Genomic DNA, 22,536 nt, shown 5'->3' on the forward strand with positions numbered 1-22,536 from the left:
GTTTGCTTCAGCGGCGCCCGGCCAGGCGGCCGCCGATTTCGACCGCGGCCGCGGCACCGGGCTCGCCGCGGAACCGGCCGCAGGGAGTGACCCGGCCGGTCGCCGGATCGCGGACGGTGAACGTCCGGTCGTCGCGGAGCACCAGCTCGGGGAACACTTCGCCGTCGACGACGAGGCGGTCGGCGGTGATCACGTACTCGATGGATCCGTTGTAGTAGGCGCCGAAGTCACCGGATGGCATCGGAACCACGCGCGTCGCGGCGGTGGCCTGGGCGGCGCGGGACGGGACGTCGATGCCGAGGTCGGCGAGCCCGGCGGCCAGCGCGTGCCACAGGTCCGCGCCGGTGGTGCCGTTGGTGGTCAGCGCGACCACGCAGGCGCCGGCCTGGTCGATCCGCAGGTGGCAGGAGGTGCCGTCGGCGGTGCCGTCGTGCCCGAGCCAGCCGTTGTCCGGGTCGCCGAAGTGGGCGATGCCGAGTCCCCAGCCGTCGGCCAGGCCGAACGGTTCGGCGCCCGGGACGCGCCGGTGCATGTCGGCCGCGGTGACGACGTCGAGCAGGCCCGGTTTCCCGAGGTGGACCCGGCCGAGCGAGACGAGGTCGGCGGCGCTCATCGCGAGCGCTCCCGCGGGGTCGAGCATCGGCGGCAGGATCTGCTCGACCGGGCGGTCGCCGGCGTGCCCGGACACGACACCCGGGTCGTCGACGAAGACGGGCTCGATGTCCAGCGGGCGCAGGACGATCGCCTCGGCCGCCTCGCGCCAGCTCATCCCGGTGATCTCCTCGATCACCTCGCCGATCAGCGCGTAGCCGAGGTTCGAGTACGAGAAAGCCGTCCCGGGTGGACAGACGGGTGCGGCGCCGCGCACTTCTTTCAGCACCGAGCCGGCGAGGTCGGCCGGGTCGGAGGGGAGACCGCCGGTGTGGCTCAGCAGCCGCCGGGTGGTCAGCTCGGCGGGCAGCCCGGAGACGCCCAGGACGTCGCCGACGGGTTCGTCCAGGTCCAGGTCGTCGTCCGCGACGAGCACCATCGCGAGGGTCGCGGTGACCAGCTTGGTGATCGACCCCACCGGGACCGCGGAAGCGGGGAGCATCGCCCCGGGTCGGTGGTGGTGCCGGACCCCGGCCTGCACCACGGCGGCTTCGTCACCCTGCCACACCGCGAGCTGCGCCCCCGGCACCCGGTGGCCGCGGACGAGCCCCGCGAGGAGCGCGTCCAGCCGGGCGGCCGGCACCGGACGGGTTCCCGCCCGCCGGTCGAGGACATCTCTGTCGGACTGCATATGAGCGAACCTTTCGAGCTCCTTGTGGGCCGTGCCGGGAATTGCGCACACCCCGCACCGCACCGTTGTCGTCCCCCGTCAGCCTGCGACTCCCGCCCGGCTGGAACACTTACGCTGCCGCGCGCACCGTGATCGTCAGTACCGCCAATAGTGGGATTCGATCGGCGCCCGATCCGCATTCGCGAACACGCCCCGTCGCGACATTACGGACACCATTCCGGAAGGTGAACCACCGGATACCACAATCGGGCAGCACGGAAACCCGCCACGACAATCGACGTGCCGACCGGCCACGCCGCCCGTTCGCCCCTGCTCCCTTCGCTCACTCCGGCCGCTGCTCGCCGCTCGCCTCGACACTGCGGCCTCTTCACCGCCGATGCAGTCTTCCCAGCGATATCGCCTCTCAAACGCGCCGATCGGACCCATGTCCCGGCCAACCGGAGCCCGTTTCGAAAAAGATCATCACCACATTCTTCGACAAGGCCTGGAACTGCGTGGATACGTCCCGAGATCAGGTGGACCAACCGGATCGACCAACTGGTCGCACGCGCATTCTCGTGTGCATCCAACACCTGTCGACATCTGTGCCACAGGGTCCCAGAATGCGAGAAATGCTATTTTTAAGATCACACGATTGGCCTGTAACGAAATCCGGTCGCGCTTTTTCCCGACTTTCGGCCCTTACCGAGCCCGCCACGGCGGCGATGCCAGGTAGGTGTGCCGCGAATGCCGAGCGGCCGCGACCGCGGCCATTTCCCCTCCGAGACAAGCGATTCAGAAGGCGGCAAGATGGGCACACACTCCGCCGGCCGCCATTCGAACTCCACACCCGCGCCAGGTCGACGACGACGCCGTGGGAACAATGGCCAGTGAACTCGCGGGACCAGGCGAGGGCGCCCCTCGCGGCACCGACTCACGATTCGCCGGCCAGCACTCCGGCCTCTGGCCAGTGTCGCGCGTCGCAAGTTGTTCGACGTGTGGGACGGGCCCGGCGCTGGAACGCCGGCCCTGCCTCGGCCAGGCTCGGCAACCTTGATCAAAAGTCTTGAATGAGTCATTCAAGGCGTTCGCACTCGCCGCGGCCCTGTCAACGAACCTCGGACGCACGACGCCAGGGGCGATCCGCCCCGGCACAGCGCCCGCCCGCCCGGCCGCTGCCCGACACCTCGCCAGCCGACCGAGGACACTCTCCCCGCGCCGGCGGCCACCCGGCCGCCACTCCGAGTCTCGCCGGCCGACCGCAGGCGTCTCTCCCACACCAGCGCCGCGACCGCCACTCCGCGGCCTCGCCAGCCAACCGAGACCGCCCTCCCTGCACCAGCGCCGCGACCGCTACTCCGCCGCCTCGTCCGCCGCGGCGGCCAAGTGATGCGCGACCACCCGGCGCAGCATCTCCCGAAACTTCCCCTGCTCACCCTCATCGAGCGGCCCGAGCACAGCGGCCTCGGCAGCGATGATCGCGGCCCGCGTCTCCTCCAAGCGCACGAGCCCCGCCGGCGTGCCGCGGATCAGTTTGTTGCGCCGGTCCGCGGGGTCGATCGCGCGCTCCACCAAGCCGGCCGCCACGAGGTCGTCGATCAGGTAGACCATCACCGTCCGGTCGATGTCCAGCTGCCTGCCCAGTTCGGCCTGGTTGCGGGCGCTTCCGTGCACCGCTCCGCACAGCGCCTGGAAGCCCCGCAGGCCGTGCGGGATCTCCGCCAGCGCGCGCTCCAGCACGGATCCGTGGGCCCGGCAGGTCTGGGCCAGCAGCCAGCCGAGGTTGTCCTCCAAGCCGACGGGCAGCCGGCCGGCCGCGGGGGCGGCCACCGATTCAGTCACCCCTCCAGGCTAGCGCACCCCGACTCGAGTCAGATAATCTGCGACACAGACGATCTGACTGAAAGAGCATCTGCGGTCCAGCAGGTGCCTACCCCGGAGGTCCCTCCCATGTCCGAACTCGCCCGGCAGGCCGGTAAATCGCGGCAGCTGGCGCTCGTGGTGCTGTGCCTGGCTTCGCTGATGGTCGTGCTGGACGGCACGATCGTGGTCGTCGCCCTGCCGTCGATCCAGTCCGACCTCGGGTTCTCGCCCCCGAACCTCGCCTGGGTGGTGAACGCCTACCTCGTCCCCTTCGGCGGCTTGCTGCTGCTGTCCGGCCGGCTCGGTGACCTCGTCGGGCGGCGGCGGGTCTTCCTCATCGGCCTGTTCGTGTTCACCCTGGCGTCGCTGGCCTGCGGCCTGGCCACCAACCAGGTGATGCTGATCGTCTTCCGGTTCGTCCAGGGGGCGGGCGGCGCGCTCGCCTCGTCCGTGGTGCTGAGCATGATCGTCACGCTCTTCCCTGAGCAGCGCGAGCAAGGCAAGGCGCTCGGCCTGTTCAGCTTCGTACAGGCCGGCGGCGCGTCCATCGGCATGATCCTCGGCGGCGTGCTCACCCAGGGCCTGTCCTGGCACTGGACGATGCTGGTCAACGTCCCGATCGGCGTCGTCGTGGTGGCGGCGTCGTTCGCATTGCTCGAACGAGACCGGGGCGCGGGCCTGCGCGCCGGGATCGACGTGCTCGGCGCCGTCCTGGTCACCGCCGGCGCGATGCTGCTGGTCTACGTCATCGTCGACACCGGGGCGCCCGCGCGCCGCTGGTCGCTGTTCGCCGCGGCCGTCGTGCTCCTCGCCGCATTCGTGGTGCGCCAAGCGAAAGCCGCGACGCCGCTGCTGCCGCTCGGGCTGTTCCGCGCCCGCCCGGTGACCGCCGGGAACATCGTCATGGTCCTGCTGGTCGCGGGCATGATGGGCTTCCAGTTCCTGACAGCCCTGTACCTGCAGCAGGTCCTGGGCCTCGACGCGCTGGCGACCGGCTTCGCGTTCCTGCCCACCCCGGTCGCGAACGCGCTGGTGTCCCTCGGGTTCGGCCCGCGCCTCATCGCGAAGGTCGGCGCCCGCAAGGTGCTCGCGGGCGGCATGCTGATCGCGGCGATCGGCCTGGTGCTGCTCGCCCGGGTACCGGTCGACGGCAACTACTTCACCGACGTACTGCCGGCCCTGCTGCTGGCCGGCATCGGCATGGGCGCGGCGGTCCCGGCGGTGGTCGGCGCGGGCATGTCCGCCGGCTCGCCCGAACACGCCGGCGTCGCCTCGGGCCTGGTGAACACGACGCTGCAGATCGGCTCCGCGATGGGCACGGCCGTCCTCGCCACGGTCGCGGCCACCCGCACGGCCGACCTGGTGGGCTCCGGCTCCGCCCGCCTCGACGCGGCCGCGGCCGGGTTCCACCTGGCCTACCTCGGCAGCACGGTGTTCGTGGTGCTGGCGATCGTGGCCGCGGTGGTCCTGGTCCCCCGGCGCTTCGGCATGACCGACACGCCGGCGGAAGTACGGCCCGAAGTGCAGCCGGAGGCGCACTGACGGCACCCGGCTCACCGGAGTCCCGTCTCCCGGCGGGCCTCCGGTGGGCCCCGTCAGCCGTCGCCGGCGAAGCAGGGATCGGTCATCGCGTAGACCAGATCGGAGCGCCCGGGAATGCCCAGCTTGCGGTACACGCTCGACAGGTGCTGCTCCACGGTGCCGACGGTGAGGTTCGCCCGCTCGGCGATTTCCTTGTTGCTCAGGCCCGCCCGCGCCATGCTGCCGATCCGGGCTTCGCTGTCGGTCACTGTCGGCGCGTCGCCGGCCCGCCTCACCTGCCGCACCGCGGCGCGGGCCCGATCGGCCCAGATCCCGCTGCCGGCGGCGTCGGCCAGCTCCCACGCCAGCACGAGCACCTTTTCCGCCTCCTCGAACGAAAACCGCCGCCAGAGGAAGACGCCGAGGTCGAAGCAGACCCGCACCTGCTCGGTCCGCGTCGCGCCGTCGAAGATCTTCGCGGCGGCTTCGCGCAGGTGCCGGATCCCGGATTCGTCGCAACGGGAAAGGCCGAGCGCGTGCAGGGCCGTCGCACGAGTCCACGCCGTCCCCCACGCGCCGGCGTGGAAGAGTTCCTGCTGTGCCAGGGAAATCGCGAGATCGCGGTGGCGCAGCGCGGAAGCGCACAACGCGGCGGGCGACCGCCAGCGCACCACGGCCGGGTTGAACACACCCCAATCGCCGAGTTCGCGGCCACAGGTGAGGAAGTCGTCGAGGCCGCTGTCGAACCGGCCGGTGGCGAGTGCCAGCGCACCCCGTGCGGCCAGGATCGCCGCCCGGTCCCCGTCGTCGCGGATCGGGCCGAGCAGGCCGTGGACGTGCAGCAGATCGGTCGCCTCGACGACCTCGCCGAGCTCCACGAGGACCTCGACGAGCCAGGCGACGGCGAGCCGACGGCAGGCTCCGCCCGCGGCGGCTTTCGCCAGCAGGATCGCCGCTTCCCGCAGCGCGCCCGTCCGGGCCAGGATCCGCCCGCGGACGAGCGCCAGCACGTCCCGGCGCTCGGCGGTGCGCGTCCAGAACTCCGAGGAAGCCGCGTCCGCGCACGCCCGCTCGGCGGCCGCCAGCTCGTCGGCGTAGATCAACGTCATGAGGGCGCACCGGAAGGAGGTGACGTCGCGGCCGCCCGACTCCTCGAGCGAACGCACGGCCAGCGCGACCGCCTCCGACCGGCGCACGCCCCGGTTGGCCAGCATCAGCGCCTCGGCCGCGTGACCGCGGGCGCCGGGCGGGCTCGCCCGCTCGTCACCTGTACCGCCGGCCCCCGGTCCGCCCGGCAGGTAGACCAGGCTCGGCAACGCCGGGGTGCGGCCGGCCCCCGGCTCCGGGGCCTTGTCGAGAACCTCCCGTACCACGTCGCTGGCAGCGGCCCAGCGGGCGTGGTGGGCGAGTTCGGCGCGGCGCTCCCCCGCGGCCGTGATGTAGTGCCCGTCCATGACGAACGGTCCCTTCTGTGACGATTACCCAGGCGGACCGCGCCCCCACTCACGTGCCCGCACTGATCGGCCGCGAAGGGTTCGCCACGCTGCGAAGGGGGGCACGTCGGTTGCGATCGCGCCGGCGGAACGGCCGCGGCCGCGCCGGCGAAGGCTCAGCGCGCGGAGCGCACGACCTCGAAGCACAGCTCGGCCGACGAAGGCAGCTCGCGACGGCCGGTAATGCCCAGCTTCCGGTAGATCGACGAAAGGTGGAACTCGACGGTCCGCCGGGCCAGCGAGAGCTTCTCGGCTATTTCGTCGTTGCTGTAGCCGGCGCTCGCCAGCTTCAGGACTTCGCTCTCCTGCCGGCTCAGCTTCTTCGGCTCGACCACGAGGCGGAGCGCCGCGGCCGCCTCGCCCTCCCAGTAGCGGTCCCCGCACTCGCGGGCGACGACGACCGCGCGGCGGAGCTGCTTGCGGGAACCCCCGGTGTTGTTGCGGTCGTGCAGGAGCTTGCCGTGGACGGTGAGCGCGCGCGGCAGCTCCCGGCGGGCGTGGGCGAGTTCCAGGAGGCTGATGGCCTCGCCGGCCCGATCGGCCGCGTAGCTGCCACCGTGGGCCAGCGCGGTGACCGAGAGGGCGCGGCCGATGCCGGCGGGCGCACCCCACTTCCGGGCCGCCGCGAGTTCCCGGCACCCCAGGGTTTTCGCCAGTTCGACGTCACCGCAGGCGAGTGCGGCGAGCGCCGCCGGTGCCCGCCACGGGACGACCGCGGGGTTCGTGACCCGCCGGGCGGCGAGGTCGCGGCCGCAGGCGGTGTACTCGGCCAGGCCGTCGGCGAACCGGCCGCCGGCGACCGCGATCGCGCCGCGGGCCGCGTGCAGCTGGGCGCGCCCCGGCGTCGAACCCGGCAGTGGACCAGCGAATTCCCGTTCCGCCAGCAAGGTTTCCGCCGCCTCGACGCGCCCGAGCCCGACCAGGGACTCCGCGAGCCAGCCCACCGCGGTGGCCAAGGTGGCCCCGCGCGGCCCCGACTCCAGCACCTCGCCGAAGTGCGCCAGCGCACCCTCGGGGTCGCCGACGATGTGGCAGATCCGGCCGCGCACCAGCGCGAACACCTGGCCGGCGGCCGGCGAACCGCGCCAGTGCGCCATCGCCGTCAGCCGCGCGCAGTGCTCGTCCGCCAGGGGCAGGTTGTCCGAAGCGACGAGGGTGAGCAGCGCCTGGCCCGCGCAGCCCAGGTGCCGGAGGCAGTCCGGCTCCGACAAGGCCTGTTCGGCGAGGGACACCGCCGGAACCCAGTTCACCCCGCCGGCCGTCAGCCGGGCGGCCTGCGCGGCCGCGCAGTTCCCGTACCTCTGATGCGCGCATTCCCCGCCCTCGGCGCAATCGGAATGCCCGAAGAGCTGCCCGAAAAGCACCGGCGAAGCCCGGTGACCCGCACCGGGGTGTTCCGCCATTGTCGGCCTGCCGCCGCGCGAAGCGTGTTCCCGGTGTCTCGGCCACGGCGCGTGCCGGATCCCCCCGGGAATGGCCCGAACCGGGGAAACCGACGCCGAAGACGCCTCGAACAATGCCTCCACCTGGTCATGGCCGCAAGTCATGAGCCCCCTCCCCCTGTGGCCGCCGAAGCACACCCGGCGCCCGGCTTCCGGGACGGCTCAAAGGGACGAACTCACCACACCGCGGCCCCCGCGCCAACCTATCCCGGCCTCGGTGGGAATATTACCAGCAGCCGAGTGGAGTGTCCATCAGCCGACGACCACAATGCATTTCGCGGAGCGCAAAACAATGGCGCCAATCGCTTGACAGGAATAACGCCGAATGCCGACCGGAACAAGCGGATCGGCGGTTGCGGCCGGTGCTCGCCGGTGGTATTCACGCCCGCGGGTGCCCGTCACGCGGACATCCCGCCGTCGACGGCGAGTGCCGCGCCGGTGATGAACCGCGCTTCGTCGCTGAACAGGAACGCGGTGAACGCGGCGACCTCGCCGGGCTCGCCGACCCGGCCCACCGGGGTGTGGGCCGCGGCGTCGGCGACGATCGCGACGCGGTCCACGTGCCCGGTGGTCGAGGTCAGCGCGGGGGTGTCGACCGGCCCGGTCACCAGCGCGTTGACGCGCACACCGTGCGCGGCGAACTCGAGCGCGGCGGCCCTGGTCAGGCCCACGACCCCGTGCTTGGCGGCCACGTACGCCGACGCCCGGGGCGTGCCCCGCACGCCGAGCAGCGACGCGTTGTTCACGATCGCGCCGCCACCGCCCGCCACCAGCGCGGGGATCTGGTGCTTCATGCCCAGGTAGACGCCGCCGAGGTTGACCTCGACCTCGTTCCACCAGTCGGCGGTGTCGATTTCGGTCAGCAGCCCCTTCGCCCCGAGGACACCCGCGTTGTTGAACACGCAGTCGAGGTTTCCGTAGGTGCTCAGCGCGCGCTCCACCAAGGCCGCGCAATCCGATTCCGCGGTCACGTCACACCGGGCGAAGAACGCCGTTCCACCCTTTTCCCGGATCGTCGAAACCGTTTCTTCGCCTGCTTCTTCGTTGCGCCCCGCGACCACGACCCGCGCGCCGTCGGCCGCGGAACGCAACGCCGTCGCCCGGCCCATCCCGGACGTCGCCCCGGTCACCAGGACCACCTTCGAACAGAGGCTTCCGGCGGTGACCATCGATCGTCTCCTCCACGGGGAAAGCGGCGCCTCAGAAATAGGTCGTATTGGGCTCCAAACCGCACAGGTGCCTGCCGTAGAGCTCGATGTTCGTCTGCGGATTGAAGAACCCGTGCAGCAGCATAGCGTGGATATCGCGGTGTATCCGGGTGATCGGCACGCCACGGAAGACGGAAGACCCGCCACTCGCCGAAGCCAGGATTTCCACCGCCTGCTTGCCCAGCTGACCCACCCGGCCGATCTGCACGCGCGACCGGATCCGCTCCGCGACGGTCCACGGTTCGTTCGCCGCCGTTTTCGCCGACACCGTCCCGGCGAAGCCGTGCGCCCGCGCCTGCGCTTCTTCGACCAGCATGGCCGCCTCGCCGACCTGGAGGTGCGTCACGCCGGCCTCGCGCTGGCTGGTGTGGTCGGTGTAGCTGATGCCCCGTCCGGGAAGCCGTTCCAGGAAGCTGCTCAACGCGTATTCCGCCGCGCCGAGCAGGACGCCGACCATCGCGACCGTCGCGGTGACCGGGATCGGGACCTGGTAGAGGCCCTTGGCCGAGTTCACCGCCGACCGGCACGGGTTCGCCGCGAACTCGGCCGCGTCGATGATGTGGTGGTCCGGCACGAACACGTCCTCCGCCACGGTCGTGACGCTGCCGGTGCCCTCCAGCCCGATGGTCTGCCAGTCGTCGCGCAGGCGCAGGTCCGCCATCGGCATCAGCGCGAACACCCCGCCGTCACCGCCCGTCCGCGCCGCGCTGAGCTTCCAGTGGCTGTGCCGCGCCCCGCTGGTGAACGCCCACTCCCCGGTGATCCGGTAACCGCCCGCGACCCGGGACGCGGTCGCGGTCGGCGCGCCGCCCCCGCAGACCCGCACGTCCGGCTGGGCGAAGACCTCGTCGAGCACCTCGTCGGCCCACAGGCCGGTCATCCAGTTCTGGAGGGAGTAGACGGCGACGCAGAAGGCCGCCGATGTGCTGCCCCGGGCCAGCTCCGCGTGCACTTCGACGAGCGTGCGCGCGTCGGACTCGAACCCGCCGTACTGGCGGGGCGCCTGCATCCGGAACAGGCCGGCCTCGCTCAGCGCGTCGATCACCTCGTCCGGGAGCCTGCCGTTCTCGTCGATCCAGAGCGCCCGTTCGCGCAGCAGCGGGACCAGCTTGGCCGCTCGTTCCACGAGTTCTTCCCTGGTCGGGACTTCCGTTTTCGACATCGGTCTGCCTTCCGTTCGATCGATCAGGACAGGGCGGCCGCTTCGCCCAGCAGCTCCGCCTGGCGGTGCCAGCCGCCGGTGAACGGCACGCCCACCACGCGGGTCGCCCCCGCGGCGGCGAACGACGCCAGCGCCTCGGCGGCGTCCTCGGCACCGCCGGTCAGCACGGCGGCCCGGGCGGCGGCTTCGGAGACGCCGTGGCCGGCGATGATCCGGACCTGCCGGTCGACGTCCTCCGCGGGCACGTCGCCCAGCGCCAGCCCGACGGTGATCACCACCCCCGGCGCGGGGACGCCGGCGCGCTCGGCCGCCTCGGCGATCCCCGGCAGCGCGGCGAAGACGGCGGACGGCGCGTCGATGCCCGCCATCCAGTCCCCGCCGAAGCGCAGGCACCGGCGCACGGCGGGGGCCCGGCCGCCGAACAGCAGCGGCGGCATCGGGGCACCCGGCGACAGCCGCACGGGTTCGCCGTCGAGCACGCAGGGCTTGCCCCGCACCAGATCCGGCAGGACCGCCAGTGCGTCGTCGGTGCGCCGGCCGCGGGTCCGGTGGTCGAGCCCGGCCGCGCGGAAGCCTTCCCAGCCGTGCTTCTCGTCGCCCACCCCGATCCCCAGCAGCACCCGGCCGCCGGAAAGCTGCTGCAGGCCCGCGATCTGCTTCGCCGCCCAGGCGACCGGCCGCTGGCTCAGCACCATGACCGCGAAGCCGAGCCGGATGCGCTCGGTGGCGGCCGCGGCGGTCGCCAGGACGAGGGTGCTGTCCAGCATCGGGGCGACCGCGGACACGAGCTGGTCGCCGGTCCAGAGCGAGCCCAGTCCCGCGGCCTCGGCGTGCCGGGCGTCCCGCGCCAGCGCCCGGCCGGGGTGCTCGGCGTCCGCGTGCCCGTACCCCAGTGCTATCCCGACTTCGAGCATCCGTCGTCCTCCCTGCCCGCGGCGACGAGCGTTCCGGTGATCCAGTGGGCGTCGCCCGCGACCAGCGCGGCGACGACGTCCGGCAGTGGCGCGTTCCCGGTGCCGCCGGGGACGACGTGGTTGACGGTGATCCCGCGCGGCCCGAGCCGGCGGGCGAAGCCCTTCGCGAGCGCTTCGGCCGCGGCGGCGGCGACCTCCGCGGCGACGCCGTCCGCTTCGGGGACGGGGGCGATCGTGACGATCCGGCCGCCGTCGGGCACGAGCGCGAGTGCCCGGTCGACGAGCCGGAAGGGGCCGGCCGCGGCCGTCGCGAGGAGCGGGCCGAGCTCACGGCCGGCCGGCGCGCCACTGGTGACGAGGATGTCGAGCGTCCTGGCGCACGTGTGGGCCAGCTCGCGGACGAGATCGTCCACGGCGGCGGGATCGCCGAGGTCCGCCCGCACGGCGAACGCCCGCCCGGCGGCCGCGACGACCTCGTCGGCGGCTTCCTTGTCCTCGGCCCGGTCCCCGGCGAAGTGCACGGCGACGCGCGCGCCCCGGCCGGCCAGCCGCAGTGCGACCGCCCGGCCGGGTCCGCGCCCGGCTTCGGTGACGAGCGCGGTCTTGCCCGCCAGCGGCAGGTCCCCGGTCCGCGGCGAGCCGAACCAGCGCCGCAGCGCGGATTCCGCGGACACCGGCGTGCCGGACACCCAGGCGACGTGGCCATCGGGCCGGACCAGCACGGCGGACGGCAGCCCGGCAACGGCCCCGGCGGCGACGACCCGCACGCGATCGCTCCAAGCGTCGGCGATCCGGCGCAGGTCGGGGTGCTCGCCGGGGCCGGGTGAGTGCGGTGGGCCGGCGGCGGGACCAGGGCTGGTGCCGGAACCGGGCGAACCGTCGGCGGAATCGGGGCTGCCACCCGATCCGGGCGAACCGGCGGCGGAATCACGACTACCGCCGGCTTTTCGCCAGCCACCGGCCGAATCGAGAGGGCCATCGGAACCGCCCGACCCACCGGCAGAACCGCCGTTACCACCCCAACCGCCCAGCGCGGGCAAACCGACAGCGGAGCCGACCGAACCGCCGACGAAACCAAGGCTGCCACTCAACCCGGCCGAGCCGTCGGCATCGCCGAGCAGAAGCAACAACCCCCGCCCTTCGCGCAGCAGTGCCGCCGTCTCCACCGGACCCGAGGCCGTGACCAGCTCCCCCGGCGGCAGGCGCGCGCCCACCACCTCCGGCAGCCCTTCGCCGAAGTCGTAACGGACGTCCAGCCCGGTGACCATCCCGGCGAGCCGGGCCTGGGTCGCCGGTTCCGCCATCAGCTCGGCCAGCACCGAGCGCAGCGGCTCCACTTCCGGGCCGCCGAACAGCAGGCCGGCCTGGGCGGCGATGTTGGCGAGCGTCCGCGCGCCCGCCGGGTGGCGTTCGGTGTGGTAGCTGTCGAGGAGGTCGTCGGGCGCGCCGGTCACCGTCGCCGCCAGCTTCCAGCCGAGGTTGGCCGCGTCCTGGAGGCCGAGGTTGAGCGCCTGGCCGCCGATCGGGGGCTGGCGGTGCGCCGCGTCGCCCGCGAACAGGACCCGGCCGTCGCGGTAGCGGGTCACCTGGTCGATCGCGTCGTCGAAAGCGTTGACCCACAACGGTTCCCCGCCGCCGATGTCGTCGCCGGTGACGCGCTGCCACGCCTCGGCGAGCTCCCGGAAGGCCGGCTCGCCCCGGCGCCGCGAGGGTGGCCGGCCGAACTCGCGGACCATCACCCGCGTGACACCGTCGGGCCGCCGGGCGGCGATCGCGAGGCCGCCCGGCAGCCGCTGGAACCGGCGGTCCGGCACCTCGATCCCCGCCACGTCGCCGCGGAGCAGCTCGCAGCCGGCCTCGCGGCCGGTCGTCTTCGCCCCGGTGAGCCGCCGCACGGTGCTCCGCTCGCCGTCGCACGCCACGACGTAGTCCGCCCGCAGCCGGACCCCCGCCGCTCCGACCTCGACGTGGTCACCGTGGACGGCGAGGGCGTCGACCGCGTGCCCGCGGCGGATGTCCGCCCCGAGCCGCCGGGCCCACTCCGCCAGCACCTGCGCGGTCCGCGCCTGCAGGACCTTCCACTGCCCCGGGTACGGGCCGGGCAGCGTCAGGTCGAGCGGGATGCCGCCGAAGTGCCCGCGCGGGTCGCACGGCGGCCGCCCGAGCGCGTCGAGCAGGCCGCGGCTGTCGAAGATCTCCATCGTGCGGGCGTGCAGGGTCGACGCCCGCGACTCCGCCGACGGCTCGGCCAGCGCCTCGAGCACGACGACCTCCGCGCCGCCGAGCCGCAGTTCGCCCGCGAGCAGCAGCCCGACCGGTCCCGCGCCCACCACGACGACCTGCGTTCGCTCGGTGCTCACCGGCGTGCTTCGGCGTGGGACTTGGCGTGGTTGAGGGTAGCCGTGCTGTTCGTGCTGAGCGCGTCCCGCACGAGTTTCTTGGCCGTGTCGACGTCCATGCCGTCGGTGAGGTTGTCCGGGTTGAGCACGACGGTGTGCTGCGACGAGGCCAGCACGCCCGGCCCGCTCTCGCGGAACGTCCAGTACCCGGTGTGCAGCGCCATCAACGCGGGCAGGGTGACCTGCTTGTAGGCGATCTTGTACGCCGGGAGGCACACCCGGTAGGACTTCGTGACGTGGGTGGAGCCGTCCTTGGCCCGGGTCTCCATCTCCAGCGTCTGGAGGCCGGGGGCCGGCTCGTCGAGCCGGACCGAAGCCACGTGCGGCAGCCGCTCGGCCCACCGGTCCGCTTCGTTGACGAAGTCGAAGACGTCCTGCGCGGAGGCGTCGATGCGGACGGTGTCCTCGAACGAGAACGTCAGCTCCTCCGCCCGCGTGGCCGCCTCCAGGTTGGCCTTCAACGCGGCCAGCTCGCTGCGCGAGTTGGTGTCGACGGCCTGCGCGATCCGCGCCAGGTCCGCCGGGTCGTCGTCGATCGCGCGGTAGTCGTGCAGCAGGCGCAGCCGGCACGCGGTCTCGCCGCGCGGCTCGATCACCCACGCCCCGCCCATCGACGCGATCGGCGGCGGCGACACCTCCTGCCGGAACTCGATCCGCAGCGCGGCGGGGTCGAGCACGCGGCGCGACACCCAGTTCCGCACTTCGCCGTTCGCGGTGGCCCAGATCCGGATGCGCTCTTCGGTTTCCCCCCGCTCGACGTGTTCGACGTGGATGGTCGGCGGGAAGATCCGCGGCCAGTTCTCCACCTCGGCGATCAGCCGGTAGACCGCGGCGGCCGGGGCGGCCACGGTGATCTCGTGCTCGACTTCGCTGCTGCGACCGGCACCGGTCATCGTCGTCGTCCTTTCCACGGGTCAGAAGTTGCCGAGGCCGCCGCAGACGTTGAGCGCCTGCGCGGTGATGGAGGCGGCCAGGTCCGAGACGAGGTAGCCGACGAGCCCGGCGACCTCTTCGGGCGTGGAGTAACGGCCGAGCGGGATCTTCGCGACGAACTTCTCGAGGATCGCCGCCTCGGTGGTGCCGAACGCGTCGGCGTACCGCTCCCGCACGCCCTGGGCCATCGGGGTCTCGACGTAGCCGGGGCACACGGCGTTGACGGTGATCCCGGTCGGCGCGAGCTCGTTGCCGAGCGCCTTGGTGAACCCGACGACCCCGTGCTTGGACGCCGAGTACGGCGCCCCCAGCACCACCCCCTGCTTCCCGGCCGTGGAGGCGATGTTGACGATCCGGCCGCGTGCCTTGTCCCGCATGCCGCCGGTGGTCAGCACCTCCCGGGTGACGCGGAAGACGCTGGTCAGGTTGGTTTCCAGCACGTCTTCCCACAGCTCGTCGGCGATCTCCGCGGTCACCCCGCCGCCGGCCCGGCCCGCGTTGTTCACCAGCACGTCGACCGGGCCGAAGCGGGACACCGCGGCCTCGACGAACCGGGGGACGTCCGCGGCGGAGCGGACGTCGATCGGGGCGCCGTCGACGTCGTACCCGTCTTCGCGCAGCGCCTTCACCGTCGCCGTCACGTTCTCCGCGGTGCGCGCGCCGAGGAACACCCGGTGCCCCTGTTCGCCGAGCCGCCGGGCCACGGCCAGGCCGATCCCGCTGGTGGCCCCGGTGACCAGGGCGACCGGTTCGTGCGTCTGCGTCATCGTTCCTCCGGTTGTCACGGCGGGTCAGCCGACCGCGGTCGCGGCCAGGCCCTCGTTCACGACGCGGATCAGCTCCCGCGGCGTGCCGACACCGGTCAGCACCGAGTCGTCGAGGTCGACCCCGAACTGCTGTCCGATGAGGACGGTCGCCTCCAGCAGGGCGAGGGATTCCAGGCCCAGCTCGGCGAACGAGGTGTCCAAAGTGGATTGTTCGATCCCGCCGTCCTCGCCCGCGCCTTCGCGGAGGATGCGGGCGAGGTCGTCGACGGTGAAGGACTGGCTCATGGTGGTGGTTTCCTTCCGTTGGCGGTTCAGGCGGCGCGGACGACGGCGGCCGCGTTGAAGCCGCCGAAGCCGCGGACGAGCACGACGGCGGCGCGGACCCCGGCCGGCCGCGGGTGTCCGGTCACCAGGTCGAGGTCGTAGTCCGGCGCGCAGTCGACGTTGACCGTCGGCGGGATGACCCGGTCGCGGATGGCCAGCAGGGCCGCCGCGACGTCGAGTGAGGCGGCTCCGGCGTTCAGCCGGCCGGTCATCGTCTTGGGCGCGGTCACCGGAACCTGCCCGCGGCCGAAGACGTCGCCGATCGCGTCGGCCTCGATCCGGTCGAGCTCGGGGATCCCGGCGGCGTCGGCGAAGACGACGTCCACTTCGGTCGGCGACACGGCCGCGTCGTCGAGAGCGAGCTCGATCGCCTTGCGCAGCCCCGGTTCCCGGCCGCTGCCCGGCCGTGGGTCCATGGTGGCCCCGTAGCCGGCGAGCTCGCCGTAGACGCGGGCGCCCCGGCTCCGCGCCGACTCCGCGTCTTCGAGCACCAGCAGCGCCCCGCCCTCGCCCGAGACGTGCCCCGCGGCCCCGGCGTCGAAGGGCAGGTAGGCCCGGTCGGGAGCGGCGGAGGCGCTCATCCGGTCCGAGGACATCTGCGCGACCCAGCCCCACGGGCAGATCGCGCCGTCGACGCCGCCGGAGAGGATCAGCCTGCTGCCGAGCCGCAGCTGCCGCCGCGCCTGCGCGAGCGCGTCCAGCCCGCCCGCCTGGTCGCTGACGACGACGCCGGTGAACCCGCGCAGGCCGTTGCGGATGGAGATCTGGCCGGTGTTCACGGCGTAGAACCAGGCGTAGGACTGGTACGCGCTGACGGCCTTGCTCCCCTTGCTCCACAGGTTTTCCAGCTCGCGCTGGCCGAACTCGAAGCCGCCGCCGGAGCTGGCGGTCACGACACCGGCGCTGAACTCGGGCAGCTCGGCGGGCCGGACACCCGCGTCGGCGATGGCCCAGTCCGCGGCCACCAGCGCGAGCTGCGTCATGTGGTCGCTCTGCGGGATCAGCCGCGCCGGCAGGTGGTCGGCGGGGTCGAACCCGGGGACCTCGCCCGCCAGCGTCACCGGGTAGCCCGCCGGGTCGAACCGGGTGACCCGGCCGATCCCGCTGCGGCCCGCGAGGACCGCCGACCAGTACTGCTCGGTGCCGAGGCCGTTCGGTGCGAGCACCCCGATCCCGGTCACCACCGCCGCCCTCACGCGGCCCGCCGTTCCGGGGCGGCCAGCACGATGGCGCTCTGGAAGCCGCCGAAGCCGCTGCCGACGCTGAGCACGACGTCGGTCCGCCACTCGCGGGCGGTCAGCGGGACGTAGTCCAGGTCCAGCTCCGGGTCGGGGTCGTGCAGGTTCGCCGTGGGCGGCACGACGTCGTGCTCGATCGCCAGCGCGGAGGCGGCGATCTCGATCGAGCCGATCGCGCCGAGGGAGTGGCCGACCATCGACTTGATCGAGCTGACCGGCACGGCGTAGGCGTGGTCGCCGAGGCTGCGCTTGAAGGCCGCGGTCTCGTGGCGGTCGTTCTGCTTCGTGCCCGACCCGTGGGCGTTGACGTAGTCGACGTCCTCCGGGGCGCACCGCGCTTCGGCCAGCGCCACCTTGATCGCCTCGGCCATCTCCACGCCGTCGGGCCGCAAGCCGGTCATGTGGTAGGCGTTGGACCGCGACGCGTAGCCGGCGATCTCCGCGTAGATATGGGCACCGCGGCGCCGGGCGCTCTCGTACTCCTCCAGGACGAACCCGGCCGCGCCCTCGCCGAGCACGAACCCGTTGCGGGACCGGTCGTAGGGCCGCGACGCGTGCTCGGGGTCGTCGTTGTGCACGGTGGTCGCCTTGATCGCGTCGAAGCAGGCGACCGTGATCGGCGAGATCGGCGCGTCGGTGGCGCCGGTGACCATGACGTCCACCGCGCCTTCGCGGATCAGCTCGACGGCGTAGCCGACCGAGTCGATGCCCGACGTGCACCCCGTGGACACCACGGTGCTCGGGCCCTCCGCCCCGCTGCTCCAGGCGACCTCGGTCGCGAACGAGCTGGGGACGAAGAAGTTGTACAGCTCGCGGCCGGCGTAGTGGTGCTCGACCAGGTTCAGCCGCCCGTCGTCGCTGACCACCCGGTACTCGTTCTCCAGCCCGATGGTGGACCCGACCGCGCTGCCGAGGGCCACGCCGATCCGGTGCGGGTCGAGCCCGGACAGGTCCAGACCGCTGTCGGACAGCGCTTCCCGCGTGCTCACCACGGCGAACTGCGCGGCCCGGTCCATCCGGCGGATCTCCGCGGAGCGCAGCCCGAGCCGGTCCGGCCGGAAGTCGACCTCCGCCGCGACGCGCGACCGGTAGGCCGACGCGTCGAACAGCGAAAGCGCTCTCGTGGCGGTGCGCCCCTCGCTGATCAGGTTCCAGAACTCCTTGGTGCCGACTCCCCCCGGAGCCACCACACCGATCCCGGTGATGACGACCCTGCGTCGTGTCATGCGTCCCGCTCCCAGGTGTAGAACCGGGTGGCCATCGCGTCCGAAGGCGAGCGCCAGTCCGGCGAATAGGATTCGATGTAGGGCCGCAGATCGGCGCTGATCCGCTGGAAGAGCGGCTCGGACTTGGCCGCCTCGATGTGCTCGCCGCTGTTCTCCTCGGCGAAGTCCTGCAGGTGGAAGTACAGGCCGCGGTAGCTGAACAGCTGGCGGCGCAGGGTGCCCATGCGGTGCGGCAGGTCCGTGGTGTCGAACGCGGCGAACAGCCGGGCCACGTCCTCGCCCGACTCCGGCCGCATCCGGGCGACGATCAGGTTGCTGTGCATGCTCGTGGCTCTCCTCTTTCCCGTTCCCCGTCAGGGAGTCCGTGCCGGGCCGAACCAGCGGTCCAGCGCCGTGGTCAGGTCGTGGTGGCTGCCGGGGGCCGCCCAGGCCACGTGGCCGTCGGGCCGGACGAGGACCGCGGTCGTGTCCCCGGCGGTCTCGCCCGCCGGCGTCCCGGTGACGACGTCGATCCGGTCGGCCCAGGGCGCGGCACGGGCCCGCAGCACCGGGTTGTCCCGCAGGTCCAGCAGCACGCCGCGAGCCGGGCGCAGCAGCGCGGTGGTGGTGACCGGACCGGCGGCCGTCGCCAGTTCCCAGTGCGGCACGCGCCGGCCCAGCAGCGGGTGCGAGCCGGCTCCGACGTCGTAGCGGATGTCCAGGCCGCTGACCAGGCCGGCCAGGTGCCGGGCCGCTTCCGGGACCGCCGTCAGCTCGGCCAGCATCCGGCGCAGCGGCACGATTTCGGGCCCGGACAGGATCAGGTGCCCCTGCGCCCGGGTGCTCACCAGCAGGCGCTCGCCGACCGGGTGGCGCTCGTCGTGGTAGCTGTCGAGGAGCTCGTCGCCCACGTGCCCGCGCACCCGCGCCGCGAGCTTCCAGCCGAGGTTGACCGAGTCCTGGATGCTCGTGTTCATGCCCTGCCCGCCCGCGGCGAGGTGGATGTGCGCGGCGTCGCCGGCCAGCAGCACGCGGCCGCGCCGGTAGCGGGCGGCCTGGCGGGCCGCGTCGCCGAACGCGCTCAGCCACACGGGTTCGCCCGCCGAGACGTCGTCGCCCGCGAGCCGTTGCCACAGCTCGGCCAGTTCGCCGTACCGGACCGGCTCGTCGCGCGGCCGGGGCGCCTTCCCGTGCTCGCTCGCGATCAGCCGGGTGATCCCGCCCGGCAGCTTCGCGGCCATCACCATCCCGCCGGGCACCTGCTCCCCGATCATCCGCGGCCGCACGTCGATCCCGCGCACGTCGGCGAGCAGCAGCTCCCGCGTCGCCGGCGTGCCGGGGAACTCGAACCCGGCGAGGCGCCGGACCGCGCTGCGGCCGCCGTCGCACCCCACGAGGTACTCGCACGTGAGCTCTTCGGTCCGCCGGGCTCCCCGGGCGGTCACCTCGACGTGGCCGTCCTCCTGGCGCAGCCCGACGACCTCGGTCCCGCGCCGCACGTCGGCGCCCAGCTCGAAGGCCCACTTCTCGAGCACTGTCTCGGTGTGCGACTGGGGCACGGTCTTCGCGGGCTCGTGCGCGCTGCCCAGTACGCCGAGGTCCAGGAACAGACCGGCGAAGTGACCGAAGTTCCCGGTCTCCAGCGGGCCGAACTTCGAGAGCAGGCCCCGCTGGTCGAACACCTCCACCGTGCGGGTGGTGAGCCCGACGCCGCGGGACTCCCCGCTGCGTTCGCCGGTGCGCTCCAGCACGATCACGTCGACACCCGCCAGCCGCAGCTCGCCCGCGAGCATCAGGCCGGCCGGACCGGCGCCGGCGACGATCACAGCAGCATCCACGAAAATCTCCTTCGGCAGCGGCGAGTGCCCGCGAGGAACGGGAACGGAAAGAATTCGAGGACGCCCGGGGCGGGGAATCCACCGCGCACCGGCCCCGCTCGAAACACGCGGGGAACGGGTGCGCCCCAGGCCGATCGATGCGACCATCTGACAATGCGGCCGGGGCCGTGGTCAAGCTCCCGGCCCGTTTACTGTGGAGCAACCACTACGCCGCCGGCGGCACCCTGCGGGCCGACCACTACCTCGCGGTGACCCGGCTCACACTGGATTGAGCCGGCGTCGGGCGCCGTGGATAAAGGACTGGTCGAGACCGCCGGAAATGGCGTCGTGCCAAGACATCGGCGGGAATTCACACCGGGCCTGCCGGGGAACGGACCCCGTTCCCCGTGCGCCCGCTGCCGCCACCACGCCGACAGACGGGAAGCGCATCCATGGGCACCCTTTCGAACAAGAGCGCACTGGTCACCGGAGCCAGCCGGGGCATCGGCCGCGCCATCGCGGTCCGCCTCGGCCGGGAGGGCGCGCTGGTCGGCGTGCACTACGGGGAAAACGAGATCGCCGCGAAAGAAACCGTCGCCCGGATCGAATCCGACGGGGGATCCGCCTTCGCCGTCCGCGCCCGTCTGGGCGTTCCCGGGGACGTGCACGAGTTGTTCCGGGCATTCGAAAGCGGACTCAAGGAACGCACCGGGGAAAGCACCTTCGACATTCTGGTGAACAACGCCGGCGCGACTTCACTGGGCACTTCGCCGGAAGATGTCACGCCCGAGGAATTCGACGAGCTTTTCGCGGTGAACGCCAAGGCGCCGTTCTTCATCGTCCAGCGCGCGCTGACGACGATCCGGGACGGCGGCCGGATCGTCAACATCTCCTCCGGGCTGACCCGGTTCGCACAGGCGGACCAGGTCGCCTACGCGATGTCCAAGGGTGCGGTCGAGCAGCTTTCCCTGCACTTCGCCCGGCACCTGGCGCCGCGCGGCATCACGGTCAACAGCGTCGCGCCCGGGATCACGAACAACGGCCAGCCGGTCTTCGACATCCCGGAGGCCGTCGCGCAGATGGCCGAGGTGTCGGCCTTCAAGAAGGTCGGGGACGCCGAGGACGTCGCCGCGGTGGTCGCCTTCGCCGCTTCCCCGGACGCCCGCTGGGTCACCGGGGCCTTCCTCGACGCCACCGGCGGGACGCTGCTCGGCTGATGGCGACCCTCTCCCCGCCGACCGGCCACCGGGCCCTCGTCGGCGTCCTGGCCGGCACCATGCTCGTCGACTCGCTCGAAATCGTCCTGCTGGGCGTGGCTCTGCCCTCGATCCGCGCGGAGTTCGGCCTCTCGGCGGCGAGCGCGGTGTGGGCGCTGGCGGCGTTCCCGCTCGGTTTCGGGCTCACGCTGGTTCCCGGCCGCCGGCTGGGGCACCGCGCGGTCTACCTCACGGCGCTGGCCGTGTTCGGCGCGGCCGCCGTGGTGGCCGGCAGCACGGACGAGCTCGCGGTGCTCGTCGCGGCCGAGTTCGTCAAGGGCTGCTGCGCCGCGCTGACCGCCCCCGCCGGGATCGCCGTCATCACGAGCACGTTCCGCGAAGGGGAAGCCCGGCGGCGCGCGATGCTGGCGTATTCGCTGTCCGGCACCGTGGGGGCGACCGCGGGCATGCTGGTGGCCGGAGTCCTGTGCGGCGGCGACTGGCGGTGGGCCGTGCTGCTGCCGGTGCCGGTGGTCCTCGGGTTGCTCGGGCTCGGACTGCGGCACCTGCCGAAGGGCGTGCTGGTCCGGTCCCGCGCCCGGCTGCCCCGCACGGCGCCGCTGCTGCGCGCGGCGGTCGGCGCCGCGAGCCTGAACGGCGTGTCGGTCGGGCTGTTCGTGGTCGTGAACCTCCAGCTGCAGAACGACTTGGCACGGCCGGCCTGGCTGGCCGCCGTCGTCTGCGCGCCCGCGTTCGCGACGCTCGCGCTGTCGGTGCTGCTCGCCGGGCGGCTGATCACCCGCCACGGCGCGCCCCGGCTGGTCGCCGCGGGTGCCGTCGCCGCCGCGACAGGATGCGCCCTGTACCTCGCCCTGCCCGGACCGGGTGAGCACGGACTCGGCGTCCTGGCCGCCACCGTGCCGATCGGGCTCGCCTACCTGTGCTCGTTCGCCGCGCTCAACGCGGGCGCGGCCGCCGGGCTGCCGGACTCGCGGCGGCCCGGGGCCGGGCTGGTCCTGCAGACCGCCGTCCAGTTCGGCGGCGTCCTCACCGTGGTGCCCGCCGGCGCCCTCCTCACCGCCTACGACGACGTCCGCACGGCGCTCCTGCCGATCGCGGCCGCCGCGGTGGCCGGACTGGCCGCCGCACTGGCCGGGCTGCGAGCCCGGCGCCCGACACCGAAGGGAATCGCATGACCGACCGCCCCCTGCGCGTCGCGCTGATCATCGGCAGCGCCCGGAAGAGCCGCTTCACCACGACCGTCGCGGCGTGGTTCCACGACCGGCTCGCCGAACGCCCGGACGTCGAAACCGACGTCGTCGACCTGGCCGACGTCGACCTGAGCACCGGCGGCCCCAGCCACGAGCCGGACCCGGCGGACGTCGCCGTCCTCGAAGGGACGGCCCCGCGGCTCGCCGCCGCGGACGCGTTCGTCGTGGTGACCCCCGAGTACAACCACAGCTTTCCCGCCGCGCTGAAGAACTTCGTCGACTGGCACCTCACCGAATGGAGCGCGAAACCCGTCGGGTTCGTCTCCCACGGCGGCATCTCCGGCGGCCTGCGCGCGGTCGAGCAGCTCCGCCAGGTCTTCGCCGAGCTGCACGCGGTCACCATCCGCGAAACGGTCAGCTTCCACGGCGGCCCGGCCACCTTCGGCGACGACGGGCAGCCGCTGGCGCCCGAGGGGTGCACCGGCGCCGCGAAAGTGCTGCTCGACCAGCTGCAGTGGTGGGCACTCGCACTGCGCGAAGCGAAGGCCCGTCGTCCCTACCTGGCGGGATGACCGCCTCCGC

The 22,536-nt window shown here is 73.0% G+C and carries 19 protein-coding genes; 4 read left to right on the top strand and 15 right to left on the bottom strand.

Annotated features, from left to right (window positions below):
* Positions 1–7 precede the first annotated feature (7 nt).
* Together ABFJ78_RS19675 and ABFJ78_RS19680 are read right to left on the bottom strand one after the other, a co-directional pair.
* Positions 8–1,282, bottom strand: coding sequence for a serine hydrolase domain-containing protein (locus tag ABFJ78_RS19675; protein WP_436387817.1), 1,275 nt, complete (start codon positions 1,280–1,282; stop codon positions 8–10).
* 1,332 nt (positions 1,283–2,614) lie between these two features.
* Positions 2,615–3,103, bottom strand: a complete 489-nt coding sequence (locus tag ABFJ78_RS19680) for a MarR family winged helix-turn-helix transcriptional regulator (RefSeq protein WP_436387818.1) — start codon at positions 3,101–3,103, stop codon at positions 2,615–2,617.
* Positions 3,104–3,211: 108 nt separating this feature from the next.
* Here ABFJ78_RS19680 and ABFJ78_RS19685 point away from each other — a divergent pair, with 108 nt between their 5' ends.
* Positions 3,212–4,666 carry an MFS transporter gene (locus ABFJ78_RS19685; protein WP_436387819.1) on the top strand — a complete coding sequence of 485 codons (1,455 nt, stop codon included), beginning with the start codon at positions 3,212–3,214 and terminating at the stop codon, positions 4,664–4,666.
* 53 nt (positions 4,667–4,719) lie between these two features.
* Here ABFJ78_RS19685 and ABFJ78_RS19690 read toward each other — a convergent pair whose 3' ends face one another.
* The 13 genes from ABFJ78_RS19690 to ABFJ78_RS19750 form a co-directional block, all read right to left on the bottom strand.
* Positions 4,720–6,099 (bottom strand): helix-turn-helix transcriptional regulator, encoded by a 1,380-nt coding sequence (locus tag ABFJ78_RS19690; protein WP_436387820.1) that lies wholly within the window; start codon positions 6,097–6,099, stop codon positions 4,720–4,722.
* Between the two features lie 155 nt (positions 6,100–6,254).
* On the bottom strand, positions 6,255–7,370 hold the full coding sequence (locus tag ABFJ78_RS19695) for a helix-turn-helix transcriptional regulator (protein WP_436387821.1): 1,116 nt from the start codon (positions 7,368–7,370) through the stop codon (positions 6,255–6,257).
* A gap of 608 nt (positions 7,371–7,978) precedes the next feature.
* A complete protein-coding gene (locus ABFJ78_RS19700; RefSeq protein WP_436387822.1) occupies positions 7,979–8,749 on the bottom strand; it encodes a glucose 1-dehydrogenase in 771 nt (256 codons plus the stop codon).
* A 31-nt stretch (positions 8,750–8,780) separates the two neighbouring features.
* Positions 8,781–9,950 carry an acyl-CoA dehydrogenase family protein gene (locus tag ABFJ78_RS19705; RefSeq protein ID WP_436387823.1) on the bottom strand — a complete coding sequence of 390 codons (1,170 nt, stop codon included), beginning with the start codon at positions 9,948–9,950 and terminating at the stop codon, positions 8,781–8,783.
* Positions 9,951–9,973: 23 nt separating this feature from the next.
* Complete coding sequence (locus tag ABFJ78_RS19710) at positions 9,974–10,864, bottom strand: LLM class flavin-dependent oxidoreductase (RefSeq protein ID WP_436387824.1); 891 nt, start codon at positions 10,862–10,864, stop codon at positions 9,974–9,976.
* Positions 10,846–13,224: an SDR family oxidoreductase gene (locus ABFJ78_RS19715; protein WP_436387825.1), complete on the bottom strand. Its 2,379-nt coding sequence runs from the start codon at positions 13,222–13,224 to the stop codon at positions 10,846–10,848. The genes ABFJ78_RS19710 and ABFJ78_RS19715 overlap by 19 nt, the downstream gene beginning before the upstream one ends.
* Entirely contained in the window at positions 13,221–14,156 is a 936-nt protein-coding gene (locus ABFJ78_RS19720; protein ID WP_436387826.1) for an aromatase/cyclase, read from the bottom strand. Before ABFJ78_RS19720 ends, ABFJ78_RS19715 begins: the two co-directional genes overlap by 4 nt.
* A gap of 21 nt (positions 14,157–14,177) precedes the next feature.
* Entirely contained in the window at positions 14,178–14,963 is a 786-nt protein-coding gene (gene fabG, locus ABFJ78_RS19725; RefSeq protein WP_436387827.1) for a 3-oxoacyl-ACP reductase FabG, read from the bottom strand.
* Between the two features lie 24 nt (positions 14,964–14,987).
* Positions 14,988–15,248: an acyl carrier protein gene (locus ABFJ78_RS19730; RefSeq protein ID WP_436387828.1), complete on the bottom strand. Its 261-nt coding sequence runs from the start codon at positions 15,246–15,248 to the stop codon at positions 14,988–14,990.
* Positions 15,249–15,274: 26 nt separating this feature from the next.
* Complete coding sequence (locus ABFJ78_RS19735; RefSeq protein WP_436387829.1) at positions 15,275–16,468, bottom strand: ketosynthase chain-length factor; 1,194 nt, start codon at positions 16,466–16,468, stop codon at positions 15,275–15,277.
* A gap of 11 nt (positions 16,469–16,479) precedes the next feature.
* Positions 16,480–17,751, bottom strand: a complete 1,272-nt coding sequence (locus ABFJ78_RS19740) for a beta-ketoacyl-[acyl-carrier-protein] synthase family protein (RefSeq protein WP_436387830.1) — start codon at positions 17,749–17,751, stop codon at positions 16,480–16,482.
* Positions 17,748–18,074, bottom strand: coding sequence for a TcmI family type II polyketide cyclase (locus tag ABFJ78_RS19745; RefSeq protein ID WP_436387831.1), 327 nt, complete (start codon positions 18,072–18,074; stop codon positions 17,748–17,750). The genes ABFJ78_RS19740 and ABFJ78_RS19745 overlap by 4 nt, the downstream gene beginning before the upstream one ends.
* 30 nt (positions 18,075–18,104) lie before the next feature.
* Complete coding sequence (locus ABFJ78_RS19750; protein WP_436387832.1) at positions 18,105–19,568, bottom strand: FAD-dependent monooxygenase; 1,464 nt, start codon at positions 19,566–19,568, stop codon at positions 18,105–18,107.
* 431 nt (positions 19,569–19,999) lie between these two features.
* On the opposite strand from ABFJ78_RS19750, the gene ABFJ78_RS19755 reads away from it, so the two are divergent.
* The 3 genes from ABFJ78_RS19755 to ABFJ78_RS19765 are packed head-to-tail and all read left to right on the top strand — an operon-like array spanning position 20,000 to position 22,526.
* Complete coding sequence (locus ABFJ78_RS19755) at positions 20,000–20,764, top strand: SDR family oxidoreductase (RefSeq protein WP_436387833.1); 765 nt, start codon at positions 20,000–20,002, stop codon at positions 20,762–20,764.
* Positions 20,764–21,939, top strand: coding sequence for an MFS transporter (locus ABFJ78_RS19760; protein WP_436387834.1), 1,176 nt, complete (start codon positions 20,764–20,766; stop codon positions 21,937–21,939). The genes ABFJ78_RS19755 and ABFJ78_RS19760 overlap by 1 nt, the downstream gene beginning before the upstream one ends.
* Complete coding sequence (locus tag ABFJ78_RS19765; protein ID WP_436387835.1) at positions 21,936–22,526, top strand: NADPH-dependent FMN reductase; 591 nt, start codon at positions 21,936–21,938, stop codon at positions 22,524–22,526. The genes ABFJ78_RS19760 and ABFJ78_RS19765 overlap by 4 nt, the downstream gene beginning before the upstream one ends.
* The last annotated feature ends 10 nt before the right edge of the window (positions 22,527–22,536 follow it).

Source organism: Amycolatopsis sp. MEPSY49 (genome assembly GCF_051337345.1).
GTDB lineage: Bacteria > Actinomycetota > Actinomycetes > Mycobacteriales > Pseudonocardiaceae > Amycolatopsis.

What these genes read in the sequence shown, in the direction of transcription:
- ABFJ78_RS19760 (WP_436387834.1), top strand. Translation starts at nt 20,764, where the DNA reads ATGGCGACCCTCTCCCCGCCGACCGGCCACCGGGCCCTCGTCGGCGTC.
- ABFJ78_RS19740 (WP_436387830.1), bottom strand. Translation starts at nt 17,751, where the DNA reads ATGACACGACGCAGGGTCGTCATCACCGGGATCGGTGTGGTGGCTCCG.
- ABFJ78_RS19700 (WP_436387822.1), bottom strand. Translation starts at nt 8,749, where the DNA reads ATGGTCACCGCCGGAAGCCTCTGTTCGAAGGTGGTCCTGGTGACCGGG.
- ABFJ78_RS19720 (WP_436387826.1), bottom strand. Translation starts at nt 14,156, where the DNA reads ATGACCGGTGCCGGTCGCAGCAGCGAAGTCGAGCACGAGATCACCGTG.
- ABFJ78_RS19690 (WP_436387820.1), bottom strand. Translation starts at nt 6,099, where the DNA reads ATGGACGGGCACTACATCACGGCCGCGGGGGAGCGCCGCGCCGAACTC.
- ABFJ78_RS19710 (WP_436387824.1), bottom strand. Translation starts at nt 10,864, where the DNA reads ATGCTCGAAGTCGGGATAGCACTGGGGTACGGGCACGCGGACGCCGAG.
- ABFJ78_RS19730 (WP_436387828.1), bottom strand. Translation starts at nt 15,248, where the DNA reads ATGAGCCAGTCCTTCACCGTCGACGACCTCGCCCGCATCCTCCGCGAA.
- ABFJ78_RS19765 (WP_436387835.1), top strand. Translation starts at nt 21,936, where the DNA reads ATGACCGACCGCCCCCTGCGCGTCGCGCTGATCATCGGCAGCGCCCGG.
- ABFJ78_RS19745 (WP_436387831.1), bottom strand. Translation starts at nt 18,074, where the DNA reads ATGCACAGCAACCTGATCGTCGCCCGGATGCGGCCGGAGTCGGGCGAG.
- fabG (WP_436387827.1), bottom strand. Translation starts at nt 14,963, where the DNA reads ATGACGCAGACGCACGAACCGGTCGCCCTGGTCACCGGGGCCACCAGC.
- ABFJ78_RS19705 (WP_436387823.1), bottom strand. Translation starts at nt 9,950, where the DNA reads ATGTCGAAAACGGAAGTCCCGACCAGGGAAGAACTCGTGGAACGAGCG.
- ABFJ78_RS19755 (WP_436387833.1), top strand. Translation starts at nt 20,000, where the DNA reads ATGGGCACCCTTTCGAACAAGAGCGCACTGGTCACCGGAGCCAGCCGG.
- ABFJ78_RS19685 (WP_436387819.1), top strand. Translation starts at nt 3,212, where the DNA reads ATGTCCGAACTCGCCCGGCAGGCCGGTAAATCGCGGCAGCTGGCGCTC.
- ABFJ78_RS19675 (WP_436387817.1), bottom strand. Translation starts at nt 1,282, where the DNA reads ATGCAGTCCGACAGAGATGTCCTCGACCGGCGGGCGGGAACCCGTCCG.